We start from the raw sequence: 16,319 nt of genomic DNA, 5'->3' as shown, positions 1-16,319 counted from the left end.
ATGATGTTTTCAGCGCTAGAAGCTTCTGGAGTGGACTCTGTAGGTGAGGATTCTGGTGTTACTTGGGTAGGTCTAGCAGGTTCTATAGATCCAGAGCCCACATCTGTATTACCAAAGTTGACTGCTATACCACTTTCTTCTGGTGGATCGAGTACTGTAAATACCGTTACAAAAATGAAAAACAGAAGAAGGGTTGCCATGATCCCTGCAGATATGGCAAATGATTTACGTTTCTCTTTAGTGTTTAGAAAACTCATGTTACTCTGGTTTAACAGCCAGGATAATTTTAAACCTATTTCTATTGGCAATATCCATGACCTTAACGGCACTATTTACCGCGGTCTCTCCATCTGCTCTTAAAATGATCGTTGGATCTTCCTGTCCATCCATTACCTTGATCAATTCTTCTTCCATATCCTCTGGGGCTATTTCTGTAGAATTTACATAGAATAGCCCATCTCTTGAAATACTAACTGATGCATTCTGGACATTAGAGGTCTTGCCACTTGCCTTCGGCAATATCAGGTCTAAAGCCTCTGGAGTAATGGATGGTGACGTTAATAAAAAAAACACCAACAACAAAAACACAATGTCAGTCATCGACGACATTGAGAATTCTGGGCTTACCTTATTTCTTCCTCTTAAGTTCATATTAGGCAGGCTCGTTTAAAAGATCTAAAAAGTCAACAGCATTGGCTTCCATTTGGTGAACCACCTTGTCTGTTTTAACCACCAGATGATTGTATCCTATGTAGGCAATAATACCGACTATCAGACCAGCCACCGTTGTAGTCATTGCTGTATAAATACCTTCTGCAAGTGTACCCATTTCGGCTTGCCCACCGCTAGTTGCAAGTGTATGAAAAGCGAGGACCATACCTATTACAGTTCCCAAAAAGCCAATCATAGGAGCAGCACCAGCAATAGTTGCCAGTACACTCACATTTTTCTCAAGTTTGTAAACCTCCAACTTTCCAGCATTTTCAATAGCGCTGTTGATGTCTTCCAATGGAGAACCTATCCGGCTTATACCTTTTTCAGTAAGACGAGCCACTGGAGAGCCTTCCTTGGCACACAGCATTTTTGCACTATCAATACGCCCATTAGTCACGTGATCTTTGATTTGCAACATGAAGTTGCTGTCAATTTTTGAACTTGCCTTTATCTTAAAGAGTCGCTCAAAATAAATATAGAGAGCAACAAAGAGCAGAATTAACAAAATGACAATTATAATAGTACCTGCGACTCCACCGCTGGCAACAAGGTCGTAGAGTGATAGCGTTTTCTCTTCGACTATGGGTTGTTGTGCCTCTAAATCGGTAGTCAGATCTTGGATCATACAAATGTTGGTTTAATCAGTATTTTTTAAATAACGTACAAGGACTTATTATAGTACGTGGTTTTGAAATAGTTCGCTTTCGCGAAAGCGAACTCCTCATCAATATCTACAAAGTATACATAACCATTATCAACCCTACAATCGTTAATACAATGGTATAAGGTAGAGCCATTTTGGCCATTTTGAGATAGGATAGGTTAATCACAGGAGCTAATGCTGAAGTCAGCAAGAACAAGAATGCTGCCTGACCATTAGGTGTTGCCACACTAGGTAGATTGGTTCCTGTATTAATGGCTACTGCTAGATGTTCATAGGTCTCTTTAGTGATTTTACCGGCATCGTATGCGGCCGAAACTTCATTTATATAGACCGTTGCAACAAATACGTTGTCTGAAATCATGCTTAAAACTCCGTTAGCCAAGTAGAAAATAGCCGGCTGGCTAGCTGGATCTTTACTTAATGCCCATTCGATGATAGGAGCAAATAAATGCTGGTCATGAATCATGGCTACGATTACAAAAAACACAACCAAAAGACCTGTAAATGGCAAAGCCTCCTCAAACGCCTTACCTAAGCTGTGCTCATCAGTGATTCCCATAAATGCTGTTTGAACCACAATTAAAGCAAGTCCTATAAATCCTACTGGTGCAATGTGCAGCGCTAATGCTGTGATCAACAGAATGGCAGAAATCCCCTGAACTATAAGCCCATATTTTTCTTTTTGCGTGCGCTCTTCATCACGCTTCTCCATCCATCCTTCAATAATGTCACGCACTACAGGTGGCATCTTCTGGCCAAAACCAAATATTTTAGTACTCTCTAAAATTACAGTTGTGATCAATCCCGCAATCAATACAGGTATGGTGATTGGGGCCATGACAGTGAAAAACTCAATAAAGTCCCAGTTCATTTTAGTTCCTATCAACAAGTTTTGCGGTTCTCCAACGATGGTACAAACACCACCTAAGGCCGTTCCAACAACTCCATGCATTACTAAACTTCTCAGGAATGATCTAAATTCTTCCAGCGTCTCACCGCTTAGCTGCTTCCTATCTAGCGTGTTGTCACCATCCAGATCCAGATCGCTGGAGTGGATTTTGTGGTATACATTGTAAAAACCTAGTCCAACACTTATCAATACCGCAGTTACAGTCAATGCATCAAGAAATGCAGATAATACAGCACTCAATCCTACAAAGAATAAAGAGAGAACAATTTTACTCTTGATTTTAGTAAAAACCTTTACAAAAATGTACATGAGTAGCGGTTTCATGAAATAGATACCTGCTACCATAAACACTAGAAGTAGAATTACTTCAAGATTCTGGGCAACCTCTGCATAAACACCTCCTAAAACATGCTGTCCAGCCTCATCTAATACGGCTTCATGGGTGTCATGATCAATTTTGTACATGGGATGAGTCAATCCTAGAAATAGTACCTGCAAAGCAAGTAACCCTCCAGATTGTAAAGGATAACATTTTAAGGCCATTGCTAGACAGAAAATGAATTCTGCTATGAAGATCCAGCCCATGGTGGTTCCACTTACTATAAAAAACAGAACGGTGTTTAAAACCAAAAAAGAAAGTATGGTCGACTTGAACCATATGGGACTATTACCTAGGAAAGATTTGAACATTTATGTGAGTTGTTTAAGTGCAATTTCAAAAGCAGTGCTGCTTATTTGCGTTTTGGAACTATTGTTATTAAAAGTATTTTGGATAGCATTACGTATCGTCATGCTGGTATCGTTAAATATTGCTTCGTCAGTCATTTGGACCTTGCGCTCCATAAAGTAGGCAAAAACGCGAGCCATACCACAGTTGGAAATAAAATCTGGTATCAAACTTACCTTTTCATCAGTATATTCCATAATGGAGCCGAAGAAAATTTCCTTATCTGCAAAAGGTACGTTGGCACCGCAAGAAATCACTTCCAATCCAGAATCGATCATTTGATCAATTTGCTTTTTACTTATAAGTCGCGATGCAGCACATGGAGCAAATATCTCGGTTTGTAAGGAATAGATGGCTTCGTTTGCTTCTACAAAAGGAATTAAATCATCTGCTTTAAGCTGATTCCCGTGTTTGTTAAGAAACAGTTGTTTAATTTCTTCAAAGCTATATCCATCTTCATTGATCAACCCACCGGCACTGTCTATAATCCCTACGATTTTAGCGCCTGCTTGAGCTAGATAGAATGCAGCTGCGCTGCCCACATTCCCAAAGCCTTGAACTACTGCACGTTTACCTTTGATGTCGCCGCCATAAATATTGTAATAATGACGAGCGGCTTCTGCCACGCCATAGCCGGTGATCATATCTGCAACCGTGTATTTTCTGGAAACGTCTGGTGAATAGTCTGGATTCTCGATTACTTTGATGACGCCTTGTCGCAGTTGGCCTATGCGGTTGATTTTATCTGCCACAGATGGTGTGAAATGACCGTTGAAAACGCCTTCTTGCGGGTGCCAGACACCGCTTTCCTCTGTAATGGGTATTACTTCGTGGATCTCGTCAACGTTGAGATCGCCACCAGTTCCATAGTAGCTTTTTAGTAAAGGGGAAACAGCTCTGTACCATCGTTCCAATACACCTTTCTTGCGAGGATCCTGTGGGTCAAAATTAATTCCTGACTTTGCGCCACCTATGGCTGGTCCAGAAACCGTGAATTTGATCTCCATGGTTTTAGCAAGGGATAGAACCTCGTTTTGATCAAGACCAATTCTCATACGCGTTCCACCGCCAGCTGCACCACCTCTTAAACTATTGATAACCGTCCATCCTTCTGCATCTGTTTCTGGATCATTCCAGTGAAAGACGATTTCAGGTTCTGCGTTTTCATAGCGTTTTAAGAGTTCTTTCATTGAGTTTTATGGCTTAGCTCACAAATATAAAAAAGCGTAGGTCGATTTTGGGATTTTTCGCAATTTGTTATGGAGTATAAATTTTGCCGCTACTATGGTCTCTAGAAGCTCCAGTCACGCTAGAAATGCAATTATTTTCATTGCGTAGCCGCAGCACACCTAATAATGCAAAAATGATCGCTTCCTTCATGTCGATAATGGCTGGTTCTGGTAGTTCCAACAATGTCGATCGTTGGGTGTTGATTAATTCTAGCAAATATGAGTTGTAAGCTCCACCACCAGTAACGATCACTTTAGAATTTGCTGGCAGGCTTTCAGAGATGATTTTAGCAACATGGTGAGTGTAAGTGGCGATAACATTCAGCGGATCTTCAATCGTATCAAGAATTGGAAAAACGTACTCATTCACCCATTCGATTCCCAAGGATTTAGGTGCAGGTTGTTTATAAAATGGTAAATCTGCAAGTTGTTTTAGGATAGAGGATTGTGGAGTTCCCGCTTTCGCGAAAGCGCCATTATCATCATACTTCTTTCCTAGTTTTAAAGCATAGTGATTGAGCACAACATTTACTGCACAAAGGTCATAAGCCAGCCTATTTCCATTATTTTCAAAACTGACATTTGCAAAACCACCAAGATTAAGGCAATAGTCGTTGTTGCTAAAAAGCAAACGGTCGCCTATAGGTACCAGTGGTGCGCCTTGACCACCCATAGCGACATCCTGGACTCTAAAATCACAAACAATACGCTGGTTAGTTAAGGTTGCGAGCTCTGGAAGGTTTCCAATCTGTAATGTGTGACCATTCTCTGGATCGTGAGAAATCGTATGGCCGTGTGAACAAATCGCTATAAGGTTTTCAATGCTATTTGATTTGATGAAATCATTGCAAACGGCTGCCAGATACGTCGTGTAGTCTTTATTGAGCAGTTGCAAAATAGATTCATAAAGATCAATACCTCCTTGAAGTCTATTTGCCCATGATTGTTCATATTCAACACATTCATGGTGCAAAATTTCAAAACTCCAACCGCTTGAATATTTGAGATTAACGTGGACAAGATCAATTCCATCGAGAGACGTGCCAGACATGACTCCTATGACGTTATAACTCTGTGCTATCATGTGTTTTTATGATTGTGTGATACTGTCAAGAATCCTTAAATTTGCCGACAGATAAAAAAACAAATATACAGATGGATTTTAGCCTTACGGAAGAGCATTTAATGATTAGAGATGCTGCCAGAGATTTTGCAAAAACCGAATTGTTGCCTGGAGTGATCGAGCGTGACAACCTACAAAGATTCCCTACAGAACAAATTAAGAAAATGGGTGAGCTAGGATTTCTAGGAATGATGGCAGATCCTAAGTACGGCGGTGGTGGAATGGATACTATATCATACGTTTTGGTAATGGAAGAACTTTCTAAAGTGGACGCTAGTGCCTCCGTGATCGTATCGGTAAATAACTCACTGGTTTGTTGGGGACTTGATACTTATGGTAACGAGGCTCAAAAAGAAAAATACCTGACTAAACTAACCTCTGGAGAATCGATTGGCGCATTTTGTCTTTCTGAGCCAGAAGCTGGTAGTGATGCTACGTCCCAAAAAACAACGGCGATTGATAAAGGCGATCACTATGTGCTTAATGGTACTAAAAACTGGATCACAAACGGTAATAGTGCCGATTATTATCTAGTCATAGCCCAGACTGATAAAGAGAAAAAGCATAAAGGAATTAATGCTTTTATCGTTGAGAAAGGCTGGGATGGTTTTGAAATAGGTGTTAAGGAAGATAAATTAGGTATACGTGGTAGTGATACGCACTCATTGATTTTCAATGATGTGAAAGTGCCTAAGGAAAACAGGATAGGCGAGGACGGTTTTGGGTTCAAGTTTGCTATGAAGACACTTTCTGGTGGTCGTATAGGTATTGCAGCCCAAGCATTGGGAATCGCAAGTGGCGCTTATGAACTTGCGCGTGATTACAGTAAAGTGCGTAAGGCTTTTGGAACCGAAATCTGTAACCATCAAGCAATCGCCTTTAAACTAGCAGACATGCATACCAGCATTGCTGCAGCAAGACATTTGGTAATGAAAAGCGCATGGGATAAAGATCAAGGCAACAGCTATGATATGAGCAGTGCCATGGCAAAATTATATGCATCTCAAGTTGCAATGGATGTATCTGTAGAAGCGGTTCAGGTACATGGCGGTAATGGATTTGTAAAAGAATACCATGTAGAACGTTTGATGCGTGATGCAAAAATCACACAGATCTATGAAGGAACCAGCGAGATCCAGAAGATTGTAATTTCAAGAGGCCTTTTGGCTGATTAGATTAAAATAGAATCCTAATAAGATGCGAAATTTATCCCGCACCTTATGATTACGAGTAATATTAGAGACAAAAACGGTTGCCATAGGGTAGCTGTTTTTATTTTAATCCCTAAATTCAACCTCAGATTAAAATGTAGAATATGAAAGTATTGGTTACTGGTGGATTAGGTTATATAGGTTCACATGTGGTGGTAGAGTTGCAGGAGCGTGGCCATGAGGTTGTAATAATTGATGACCTATCAAACAGTTCAGAGAAGGTACTTGATCAAATAACATCCATAACTGGAAAAGAGCCTGAATTTGAAAAGCTTGACTTAAGGGTAAAAGAAGATGTGGTTTACTTTTTCAGAAAGCATAAGGATATTGAAAACGTAATTCATTTTGCAGCGTCAAAAGCCGTAGGCGAGAGCGTAGCACGACCGTTGGATTATTACGAGAATAATATCACGGCTTTAGTCTATTTGCTCAACAACATTAAGAGAAGAAATACAAAGTTCATTTTCAGCTCATCCTGTACTGTTTATGGACAGGCAGATGAATTACCAGTATCAGAAAGTGCTCCAGTCAAACCAGCCGAATCTCCTTATGGTAATACTAAACAAATAGGTGAAGAAATTATTAGAGATCTCTGTAATGTGATGCCTAATTTGAATGCCATTGCATTGCGCTATTTCAATCCAATAGGGGCACACGAGTCGGCTAAGATTGGTGAATTACCGCTGGGAACACCACAGAATTTAGTTCCCTATATCACCCAAACTGGAATAGGACTGCGTGAACAGTTATCTATTTATGGCGATGATTACCCTACCAAGGATGGAACAGCAATAAGAGATTATATCCATGTGGTAGATCTTGCAAAAGCTCATGTTGTTGCTTTGGAAAGATTAGAAACCGGCAAGAATGAAACCAATATGGAAACCTTCAATATAGGAACAGGAACTGGTTCTACTGTTATGGAAGTAGTCAACACCTTTAAAGAGGTTTCTGGAAAGCCTTTGAACTATAAGGTAGTAGATCGCCGCTCGGGCGATATTACAGCTGCCTATGCACAAACGGATCGTGCCAATAACGTTCTAGGATGGAAAGCACGGTCGTCCTTGAAAGAAGCTTTAGAATCTGCATGGAAATGGGAGCAGCATGTCAGGAGTGAAGATTTCTAGGCGCTATAGAATCGTCGCTACTTGCTCGTTCACCCATTCTAGAAAACGTTCATCACTTTCATCAAAAGCTGCCACGGTATTACTGTCAATATCGATCTGGCCTATATTCTTGCCATCCTTGAATAATGGAATGACGACCTCACTTTTTACATAAATACTGCAGGCGATATAGTTATCCTGGGCCTTAACATCGTCCACCACAAAATTCTGATTAGAAACCGCTACCTGACCACAAATCCCTTTGCCAAAAGGTATCACCACATGATCTGTAGGCTCACCTGCTTGACACCACAGGTGTAACCTTGGCTCGGTTTCATGTGCCATGTAGAAACCTACCCAATTATAAGTAGGCAATTTATCTTGCAACAAATCGCAAATGGCTTGCATTTTCTTTACTGCTTCCTCATCACCGTTAATAATGGATGTAATCTGTGGTTTTAAATCGTTCTTTTGCATGAGTCTTTCTTAAGGCTGCCAAAATTAAGAGCCAAACTACCTTAAATAACTAACTTTGTTATAAATCTTATTGATTGGACCGCCTCAAACCCTATTATCCCGTTTTCAAATTTGTTATCATCTTTGGTGCGCTGTATTTACTGCTGTCGCTTGCTTACTATGGTTATTTGCAGTTGGAATATCAGGATTATAATTATCCAGATCCCATAACTGCTGGCGTGAGTAGGCAAACGCAGACGATACTTCAATGGTTGGGTTATGATGCGCAGATCTATAATGCATCCAGCCATCCATCAGTGATGTTGTATATCAACGATCAGATCGTTTATAGGGTGATTGAGGGTTGTAATGCGGTAAGTGTGATGTTGTTGTTTGCTGCTTTTGTCATCGCTTTCGCGAAAGCGTACAAGAAAACAATCCTCTTCCTATTGATAGGATTTGTATTTATCTATTTAGTGAATCTTACAAGGCTGGTCTCGCTTGCCCTAGTATTTCAAAATCTGCCGGAATTTAGGGAAGTTGCCCATGACATCGCATTTCCAGCAGTAATCTATGGGAGCGTCATCTTATTGTGGATCTACTGGATCAGAAAACCGAAAACCTCGTGAGCCGTTTACTTCAAATATGCGCTGTTGCGATACTGTTAGTGTTGTTGGTCTGCGTTCGTTATTTCCAGCATGACTTATTTTATGATCCACTGGATGAGTATTTCCATGGCGCATTCCAGAGCATGCCTTTTCCAGAGATGAAAACAATGTGGTTGTTTTTATCTAACTCATTGCGGTATTCGATGAACGCAATTATTTCGCTAGCTATAATCTGGGTTCTTTTTAAGTCCGCTAGTTATATTAAGGCAGGTTTATGGGTGTATCTGTTTGCTTTTATCGTGCTAAACGTTCTGTTTTTTGTCACGCTGCAGTTTGAAGCCTCGCTATCAAAAATGGCGCTTTTCTATACCAGAAGGTTTTTGATTCACCCTTTATTACTCTTTGTTTTGGTAGCTGGAGGCTATTTTCTCAAGACAAGAAATGCAGCCCTTATAGCGGACTCAAATGCGCCCGACGATAAAAAGTAGAAGGTTTGTAGAAGTATCCTAATATCAGTTTTCTATCTTCATTAAGCTCGCAAGGCGTCCATTCTTTCTTTATCAGCGCGATGCGCACCTTATTATCAACCTCGTCATTGAAAGGGGAAACGACTTCAATTCTGTCAATTTTATTGTCCTCAGTAAATTTCACACTATAAAGACCCATTCTCGTTTCATCAGTTTTGAGACGTATATCGCCTATAACATTTCCAGCTTCTGCATCAGTAATGGCATCACTACATTTAGTGGTGGCCTCTTTGAGATCTTGTTCAAAGGGTTGCAACTGGCGTAAGATTTTCAAATGATTTTGTACCGCCATTTGGTAGTCTGTTTCTGTGTTACTTAAGAGTTTATTGCGGTAACACGGCATAGTAAAATGATAGTTGCTTTTATAGTTGGCATACAATAACAACTGATCGCCTTCCTTTAAAAACAGCTGACATCCATCATTATTCTTACCATGGCCTTTCTTTTGAAATACAAAAACTTCATTGATTTCAGAACCTTTGAAAATCTCTTGAGTTGTAAAGGAAATTACATCAACCTCTGCATTGTAGGGATGCTGTTCTTTGGCAGTCACCGTTACAACTCCTATAAAATCGGTGTCTTTAAAATCGTTAAGAAGGTCTTTCTGGTAACAAACACAGGATTGGGCTATCCCATAGCTGGAAGCAAAAAAGAATAAAATTAAAAAACTATAATTGAATTTTTTCGGTAACAGGTTCACCATTTGTATTGTAATATTTATAGACGCCTCGAACGTCTTCTTTTTTAATGAAAATATAACTGCTATTGTCTAGTGTATCTAATGGCACAGGCCGCGCTGCAAGGTAATGGAATAAATTACTGAAAATCCCTACAGAGCTTTTAATATTCTCCTGATAGCTCTTGAAATCCGTAGGAGCTTTTACTGCTAGCAACGCACTGAAAAGACTCTGCTTGAGAGGTATTTCCTGAGTAGGTTTAGCATAGGCTTCACCTGTGCTTTTGAAACCAACAAAGCCTCCATGGTCTGCGGCAAGAATAATGATTGCGTCTGGATCTTTTTTGGAAATATGCTGGGTCATCTCTAGAATTTCAATGGCCATATCATCCATGCGCTGCAGATATACTTCTCTTTCCTCTTCAATAGTTCCTGCAGACCATTCACTGACTGAAATATGTCCTGGTGATAAAACTTCTACAAAATAAAACTGCGGTAGATCACTTGATACTTCCATTCTATCATAAAGATCTCTTTTGTAATCATTATTGGAAATATAACTGGTGGTAACATTTACGTCGTTATAGTCAACGTTTATGTAATCGTATGCAACTTTAGGGTGATTGAGGAGCAAGTATTTGTGTTGAAGAATGGCGTTGAGTTGATATCCATTTGACTTAAGAGTATTTAATGCGGCATTTTTGCCAACGATAATATCACGAGCATTGAATAATTCACCTTCTATTTTTCCATTGTTAAAATAGTGATGTTGTCCAGTAAATAATGCGCTGTTACTGGTGAGCGTGGTTGGATAATTACTGCGATATTCTCTATTGATGAAAATTTCATTTTCTTCCAGTTGGCTGTAGAAATCTGTTCCTGACCATTGATATTCTGGATTTTTAGCAGCTTTTGGTGCTACAAAACCATCAGGCTGGATTAAATAAATATTTGGCTTTTTCTCAAAAACTAGTTTTTCAAAATCTTGTGTTTTTGACCATTCTGGTGTCCCCACAATTCGCGTGACATAGAAGAAAGTAAAATTTGCCAAGGCAAAAAGTGTCATTAGACCCAGAATCAGAACTAGTTTTTTATAGTGTTTTGCTGTAAAAAATGCGCTTACTATACTAATTATTGCCACAAGAATAAGCCCTTTCCATCGCCAGCCTTGAAAGACACAAAGGGATAGGATGATTGCAAAGTTGATGATTAAATAAGACCAGTATAATTTTGACCTATGATTAGGCAACCATTTTTTAAAGGCCAGGTCCAGAAGTACAATCTCTACCACAGGCAACAGAATGAACATCAACAAGAAATTGCCAAGTTGAATCCACGAATTTACGCTTGTAAAATTATTCGTATATAAATATAGAATGCTGTAAACACCGGGTAAAACAGTAACTGTCCACCACAAGTGCTTATCGCTCTTAAAATATTTCAGTAAACGTTCCTTCATTTGCGACGCATTAAAAATAGGGTTCTGTGCGTCCCTTCGATTTTTTGTTTTTTGTCAATGTGGTAGTATTCTGAGTACGCTTTCGCGAAAGCGGACAGATTATAATCATCAAATAAATGACGAGCATCTCTTTTACTATCTAGAATGAATTGTACCCAACTGTCCTCACGATCGGGAAATTCGATAATTAAATGTTTGCTAATTCTCGAGAAAAATGCGGCGCTCATCTCGAACGGCACATTACCAGTAAGTGTAATATGATGAATCAACGCCAGCGCTAGGCTCAAATCTGGTTGTAGGTTTTCAATACGTTTACTAAAACTCTTACGTTCATTGTTGCCAAAACCTATAGATGGAGAAGGTTGCATCAGGTCGATAACTATCGGTAAGATCTTGCTGTCGCTGGATTCTAGTTCCTTTTTATAACAATAGTCAATCGCAGCTTGATCAATGTCACTAACGATTACCTGCTCTATGCTTGACGGTAATTCTCTGGCAAAGGTGCCGTCATTACCACCTAGATCAATAGCAGTTTTGGCATCAAGTGCATTGCTCCAATCATGAATCAATTGTTTTTTGTTGCCAAATGAGGCCGCATCATAATTGGTTTGATCATAGTAAGCCGTCCATTCTGTAGATTCTGATAATGACATTCCAGAAATATGCATCTCTAGAACTTTCAGAATTTTGAGCTGGGATTCTTTTGAAATTTTGGGTGATTTTTCAGCAGTGTTGGTTTGAGCCTCGCCATTATCCTTTGCCATCAAATGAATGTTGGGATAAATTACTGGATGAAATCTTGATTTCCATCCCAACAGTTTTGAAGTCTCTTTCAAGTCAACACCGTTAATTTGATGTGATAAGGTTTTGAGGTGTTGAGCGCCATATTTTTCAGCTAGTAGCAATGTGCCGAAAAAGTGCATTTCAAATTGCTGCAACGCACGCCACGGTTCGTTTTCTTTATAGCGTTCAATACTTAGTGTGTCAATAAAAATAGCTTTGCCATTATGAAATGTAATATTGAAAGCGCTGGCATCTTTGAGCGAGAAATCGTGTTCCAGCAAAAACATTTGCAATCGCAACGTAAGTTGGGCCGCATGTTTATATTGTGTAAAACTCCACTCGTAGGGATAACTAATGAATGGGATATGCTCTGGTTCAAGAATTATTTTATTTTCATCCTGTGAGACCTCACGGTGAGGTATAAGCCATCCTTTTGCAAACAGCTTTTCGTAGATTCCCGCATTTACTGCAGCACTATATTCCTCAAAAAAAACCGGGTTGATTTGGCGCCTTAAATGATCACCATCCAAAAAAATGTAACCAGAAGGATCTCTATAGGAAGCCGGTAATCGCTTCATTATTATTTGGTTTGATCTTTTTTGTACGCCTTGTCAAAGGAGTCCTCCTTTTCTTTTTTACGCAATCCCAACCATCCTTTTATAAAATTAATGCATGTTTTATAAAAGAGTACAAAACCAGCAAATGCAGCGATGGCGGCTTGAGCGATCATAGCTCCTAATCCTGGATCAAAATATAGAATGAAATTCATAATGGGATGATTTCAAGTTGGGTTAAAGGTCTTGATTTAAAATTGATAGAAGGTTAGACCAGTTTTTCGCTAGTCAAAAATACCATTTTATGTGTTGATGATGTTGGAGTTTATGGTTTCGCGAAAGCGATAACCAGATTTTCTCAATAGGTGAACATAATATAGGTCTAATATAAAAACTATAATTCCAAGAAGGAGCATAGCGCGATCAACGCCGCCAAGTCTAGTGACGCCAAAAACTCCCAACATAAGAGTCAAGCAAAATGTTCCCAGTAATTTACTCATTGCCACAACTAAATTATGAGTAAAGTGTTTTTTGCGTTTTAAAAAATTAGTTATGAAGAGTATGGACATGATGATGTTTATGCCTAAGCCAACATAATTGGCTCCTATTCTAGGCGTGTAGAGAATAGCGCCGAAATGATTAACAACCAAGCCAGTCAAAAACAAACCGACTACTATCCATATAAAATATGGCCTGCGTTGTGGATTGTTGCGGCCATATCGCCAGAAGGTGTAAACAATCAAAAGATCCAAGCAAAACCAGATGGCGTTGATATAATTTAAAAAATATGATCCTACGATCATGAAGCCTCGTATCGTGTTGTACAATTCCCAACCTACATTAAGGAATAATGCTACAAATGGAATACAATAGGTCCTCGATTTAAAACCGATGCGTATAGCTTGCAGATAAGCCAATACCCAAGATAAACCTCCAGCAATTACTAATACTGCTTTGATGTAATAAAGCGTATCACGATCTAAAAATGATAGAAAATCCATGAATTGCATAGTTAAGAATTCTATACCGATTGGGCATAAAAAAACTGCCTCTTGAATAAGAGGCAGTTTTAAATTATTAGTCCGATTATTTCTAGACCGGATTTAGAATCATGTCAATACGTTCTGCAAGGTCACGCAAGTGAATTCTTGACAAACGATCACCAGTAGAATTAGCTGCTCTACGAGAATCTCTCAATAGAGTTTCCAATTCTGCACGTACGATAGGTCTAATGTCACTTTGTGCAACATCAATCCCTGAACCACCAAAGCGGCCTGTGCGAGCATCCTGCTCATTTTCCATGATGTATTGTAATCTCTCTACATAAGCACGTTGCAAGTTTCTACGGTAGCGGTCAATTGTTCTACCGCGAGATAATTCACTAAAGATTCCCTGACGCAAGTCAGTCATCATCTCTAATAAACCGTAAGCTTCACGACCATTGACTTCTTCGTTTTCCATTAAACGAGCCATACGACCGAAGTCAAGAACGTCGTTAAGTGCTCTCACTTGAACACCACGCAATCTTTCAATACCACCATCACTTTCTATTTTGTTGAAGATGTCTTGATCAATCAACCATTCTGGTGTTTCAAAAACTTGCTCTTGTAAAAACTCCATAGCACGTTCTTGCTTGTCACGTGGGGCATGCTCATATACAGCACCTTCTTGACCGTAGGCTTTGTAAGTTTCTTTCACACCACCAATGTTTGCAGCAACGTGTCCTAGGTATCTATTGTACTGACCTAAAACTTGTCCATACATAGTTTCAAGGTCGTCATAGTTCTCACCTTCTTTACCTGTCCACTCTCCTAGTTTAGGAACGATTCTTTTAAGATTCATGATCCCGTAATTACTAGCTTTCATGCTATCGTCACCTAGATCTTCAGTCTGGCTAGTGTAATCAATCACACCAAATTGCTGACGACCAAAACGATACAAAGGATCGCCTGCTTTTTCCATGATCCACTCGTCAAGGATTTCTTTTTCCTCTTCTGCAGTTTTACCAGGAATAGGCTTGTAACCCCACTTGATCGCATATTTATCATAAGGACCTATGTTAGGCATCAATGCTACATCACCATCTTCTGGTTGTGCTACATAATTGAATCTTGCATAGTCCATGATACTAGGTGCCGTACTATATTCAGCTGTAAATTCTGGGCTACGTAGATCTTCAACAGAATAAGCTACAGAACTTCCCATATTGTGAGGTAGACCTAATGTATGACCTACTTCATGAGAGCTCACAAAACGGATGAGTCTTCCCATAACTTCTTCATCAAATTGTGTCGCTTGAGCTTTATCGTTAATGGCAGCTGTCTGAACAAAGAACCAGTTGCGTAACAAAGTCATAACATTGTGATACCAGTTGATGTCAGATTCTAGAATCTCACCAGATCGTGGATCTGATACGTGTGGTCCATTTGCGTTAGGTATAGGTGATGCAAGGTATCTTACCGTTGAATAACGAACATCTTCTGGACTCCAGTCTGGATCTTCTTCTTTAGTAGGTGCATCTGCAGCGATAATTGCTTCTTTGAAACCTGCTGCTTCAAAAGCTACTTGCCAGTCGTTGATTCCTTCTTTAATGTATTTTCTCCATTGTTGAGGTGTAGCAGGATCGATGTAATAAACGATTTGTTTTTTAGGCTCTACCAGTTCACCTCTATTAAAGGCTGCCATATCTTCATCTTTAACTTCAAGTCTCCAACGATCTAAATAGCGTACAGTTTTTGTTTCTTGAGCATCAAGACCATAATCTTGTTGACCTCTGGCAAACCAACCAACTCGTTGGTCAAAATAGCGACGCTTCATAGGCTCTTCTGGTAGAAGAATCATGGAGTTGCTCATCTCTAGAGTGATAGACTGTACATCGTCGTTAGATGGTGCTTCACTTGCTAGGTAGGTTTTTACGTGACGACTCTCAATATTTTCTGGAAATGACTTTAAAGTGTCAATATAAGAACGATCATCATCAAGTCTTGAAACTTTGTAGCGACTGCGCTGTGATTGTGGGAAACCTATAGATTTCACATCTTCACTAAAGAATTTAGTAACGTCAATTACTGCGTTATTATTAACGCTGTCTTTTTTCACTGCAGCGATAGGAAAAGAGTAGAGGATAGGTTCAAAATTTGAATTCTCAACAGCAATACTTACTGGAAGAGAGTCTGCAGCAACAACGGAATGTGATACAACTCTTAATAGGATATTGTCATTCTTACGTTGCCATCTAAGTGTTTGCGTGTTAGCCTTTCCACCACCAAAACCAATGCCGGCAGCAGTTTTAGCAATACGTGTTACCATCAACATCTCTCTGTCTAGAAGACTGTCAGGGATTTCATAGTAGTACTTATCTTCCACCTTATGAACTGTAAAAAGACCTGGATCGCTTTTGGCATCCTTAGTAATCACCTTTGCATAAGGTTTCATACCATCTTTTTTATCAGATTTGCTGGCAGAATCCTCTGTTCCAGCCTTTGAAGATCCTTTTTTTGATCCACAACTTGTTATAAAAGTTGCCGTCATCAATAGAATCATCATCAGTTTTAATGATTTCATTTATTCAA

At 39.5% G+C, this 16,319-nt stretch carries 17 protein-coding genes (1 of these 17 only partly in view); 4 read left to right on the top strand and 13 right to left on the bottom strand.

Annotated features, from left to right (window positions below):
• The 6 genes from BLO34_RS09220 to BLO34_RS09195 all read right to left on the bottom strand — a co-directional run.
• Positions 1 to 257, bottom strand: partial view of a hypothetical protein gene (locus BLO34_RS09220; RefSeq protein WP_090754681.1) — the beginning only. 556 nt of this gene lie to the left of the window's left edge; 257 of the gene's 813 nt are visible here — the first part of the coding sequence; the start codon lies at positions 255 to 257; its stop codon lies off the left edge, out of view.
• Between the two features lies 1 nt (position 258).
• Positions 259 to 651 carry an ExbD/TolR family protein gene (locus BLO34_RS09215; protein ID WP_090754680.1) on the bottom strand — a complete coding sequence of 131 codons (393 nt, stop codon included), beginning with the start codon at positions 649 to 651 and terminating at the stop codon, positions 259 to 261.
• 1 nt (position 652) lies between these two features.
• Positions 653 to 1,339, bottom strand: a complete 687-nt coding sequence (locus BLO34_RS09210; RefSeq protein WP_090754678.1) for a MotA/TolQ/ExbB proton channel family protein — start codon at positions 1,337 to 1,339, stop codon at positions 653 to 655.
• 106 nt (positions 1,340 to 1,445) lie between these two features.
• Positions 1,446 to 2,978, bottom strand: a complete 1,533-nt coding sequence (gene nhaB / locus BLO34_RS09205; protein ID WP_090754677.1) for a sodium/proton antiporter NhaB — start codon at positions 2,976 to 2,978, stop codon at positions 1,446 to 1,448.
• Entirely contained in the window at positions 2,979 to 4,205 is a 1,227-nt protein-coding gene (locus BLO34_RS09200; RefSeq protein WP_090754675.1) for a Glu/Leu/Phe/Val dehydrogenase dimerization domain-containing protein, read from the bottom strand.
• A gap of 67 nt (positions 4,206 to 4,272) precedes the next feature.
• Positions 4,273 to 5,328: an anhydro-N-acetylmuramic acid kinase gene (locus BLO34_RS09195; RefSeq protein ID WP_090754673.1), complete on the bottom strand. Its 1,056-nt coding sequence runs from the start codon at positions 5,326 to 5,328 to the stop codon at positions 4,273 to 4,275.
• Positions 5,329 to 5,399: 71 nt separating this feature from the next.
• Between BLO34_RS09195 and BLO34_RS09190 the strand changes: the two genes are divergently transcribed.
• Together BLO34_RS09190 and galE are read left to right on the top strand one after the other, a co-directional pair.
• Positions 5,400 to 6,542, top strand: coding sequence for an acyl-CoA dehydrogenase (locus BLO34_RS09190; protein ID WP_090754671.1), 1,143 nt, complete (start codon positions 5,400 to 5,402; stop codon positions 6,540 to 6,542).
• Positions 6,543 to 6,682: 140 nt separating this feature from the next.
• Entirely contained in the window at positions 6,683 to 7,705 is a 1,023-nt protein-coding gene (galE, locus tag BLO34_RS09185) for a UDP-glucose 4-epimerase GalE (protein WP_090754669.1), read from the top strand.
• 3 nt (positions 7,706 to 7,708) lie between these two features.
• On the opposite strand, the gene BLO34_RS09180 is transcribed toward galE, so the two are convergent.
• A complete protein-coding gene (locus BLO34_RS09180) occupies positions 7,709 to 8,161 on the bottom strand; it encodes a GAF domain-containing protein (protein WP_090754666.1) in 453 nt (150 codons plus the stop codon).
• A 74-nt stretch (positions 8,162 to 8,235) separates the two neighbouring features.
• Between BLO34_RS09180 and xrtF the strand changes: the two genes are divergently transcribed.
• Positions 8,236 to 8,769: an exosortase family protein XrtF gene (xrtF, locus tag BLO34_RS09175; RefSeq protein WP_090754665.1), complete on the top strand. Its 534-nt coding sequence runs from the start codon at positions 8,236 to 8,238 to the stop codon at positions 8,767 to 8,769.
• Entirely contained in the window at positions 8,766 to 9,236 is a 471-nt protein-coding gene (locus BLO34_RS09170; RefSeq protein WP_090754663.1) for an exosortase F system-associated membrane protein, read from the top strand. The genes xrtF and BLO34_RS09170 overlap by 4 nt, the downstream gene beginning before the upstream one ends.
• Here the strand turns inward: BLO34_RS09170 and BLO34_RS09165 are convergent.
• From BLO34_RS09165 to BLO34_RS09140, 6 genes are all read right to left on the bottom strand, one after another.
• The gene (locus BLO34_RS09165; RefSeq protein WP_090754661.1) at positions 9,199 to 9,978 is read right to left on the bottom strand and encodes a hypothetical protein; all 780 of its coding nucleotides are present in this window, start codon (positions 9,976 to 9,978) and stop codon (positions 9,199 to 9,201) included. The genes BLO34_RS09170 and BLO34_RS09165 overlap by 38 nt on opposite strands.
• Positions 9,944 to 11,410 carry a hypothetical protein gene (locus tag BLO34_RS09160; protein WP_090754660.1) on the bottom strand — a complete coding sequence of 489 codons (1,467 nt, stop codon included), beginning with the start codon at positions 11,408 to 11,410 and terminating at the stop codon, positions 9,944 to 9,946. Before BLO34_RS09160 ends, BLO34_RS09165 begins: the two co-directional genes overlap by 35 nt.
• Entirely contained in the window at positions 11,407 to 12,771 is a 1,365-nt protein-coding gene (locus tag BLO34_RS09155; protein WP_090754658.1) for a nodulation protein NoeA, read from the bottom strand. Before BLO34_RS09155 ends, BLO34_RS09160 begins: the two co-directional genes overlap by 4 nt.
• 2 nt (positions 12,772 to 12,773) lie before the next feature.
• Positions 12,774 to 12,962 (bottom strand): hypothetical protein, encoded by a 189-nt coding sequence (locus BLO34_RS09150; RefSeq protein ID WP_090754656.1) that lies wholly within the window; start codon positions 12,960 to 12,962, stop codon positions 12,774 to 12,776.
• Between the two features lie 87 nt (positions 12,963 to 13,049).
• Complete coding sequence (locus tag BLO34_RS09145) at positions 13,050 to 13,748, bottom strand: hypothetical protein (RefSeq protein WP_157686752.1); 699 nt, start codon at positions 13,746 to 13,748, stop codon at positions 13,050 to 13,052.
• A 91-nt stretch (positions 13,749 to 13,839) separates the two neighbouring features.
• Positions 13,840 to 16,311, bottom strand: a complete 2,472-nt coding sequence (locus BLO34_RS09140) for a zinc-dependent metalloprotease (protein ID WP_410503919.1) — start codon at positions 16,309 to 16,311, stop codon at positions 13,840 to 13,842.
• Between the last annotated feature and the right edge of the window lie 8 nt (positions 16,312 to 16,319).

Origin of the sequence: Nonlabens sp. Hel1_33_55, assembly GCF_900101765.1 — a bacterium.
Lineage (GTDB): Bacteria > Bacteroidota > Bacteroidia > Flavobacteriales > Flavobacteriaceae > Nonlabens.
This window is presented reverse-complemented; position numbering and strand designations above follow the sequence as displayed.

Coding starts and splice junctions, on each gene's coding strand:
- BLO34_RS09160 (WP_090754660.1), bottom strand. CDS start 11,410: ATGAAGGAACGTTTACTGAAATATTTTAAGAGCGATAAGCACTTGTGG.
- BLO34_RS09180 (WP_090754666.1), bottom strand. CDS start 8,161: ATGCAAAAGAACGATTTAAAACCACAGATTACATCCATTATTAACGGT.
- BLO34_RS09155 (WP_090754658.1), bottom strand. CDS start 12,771: ATGAAGCGATTACCGGCTTCCTATAGAGATCCTTCTGGTTACATTTTT.
- BLO34_RS09150 (WP_090754656.1), bottom strand. CDS start 12,962: ATGAATTTCATTCTATATTTTGATCCAGGATTAGGAGCTATGATCGCT.
- BLO34_RS09195 (WP_090754673.1), bottom strand. CDS start 5,328: ATGATAGCACAGAGTTATAACGTCATAGGAGTCATGTCTGGCACGTCT.
- BLO34_RS09190 (WP_090754671.1), top strand. CDS start 5,400: ATGGATTTTAGCCTTACGGAAGAGCATTTAATGATTAGAGATGCTGCC.
- BLO34_RS09200 (WP_090754675.1), bottom strand. CDS start 4,205: ATGAAAGAACTCTTAAAACGCTATGAAAACGCAGAACCTGAAATCGTC.
- galE (WP_090754669.1), top strand. CDS start 6,683: ATGAAAGTATTGGTTACTGGTGGATTAGGTTATATAGGTTCACATGTG.
- BLO34_RS09210 (WP_090754678.1), bottom strand. CDS start 1,339: ATGATCCAAGATCTGACTACCGATTTAGAGGCACAACAACCCATAGTC.
- BLO34_RS09145 (WP_157686752.1), bottom strand. CDS start 13,748: ATGGATTTTCTATCATTTTTAGATCGTGATACGCTTTATTACATCAAA.
- nhaB (WP_090754677.1), bottom strand. CDS start 2,978: ATGTTCAAATCTTTCCTAGGTAATAGTCCCATATGGTTCAAGTCGACC.
- BLO34_RS09140 (WP_410503919.1), bottom strand. CDS start 16,311: ATGAAATCATTAAAACTGATGATGATTCTATTGATGACGGCAACTTTT.
- BLO34_RS09165 (WP_090754661.1), bottom strand. CDS start 9,978: ATGGTGAACCTGTTACCGAAAAAATTCAATTATAGTTTTTTAATTTTA.
- BLO34_RS09215 (WP_090754680.1), bottom strand. CDS start 651: ATGAACTTAAGAGGAAGAAATAAGGTAAGCCCAGAATTCTCAATGTCG.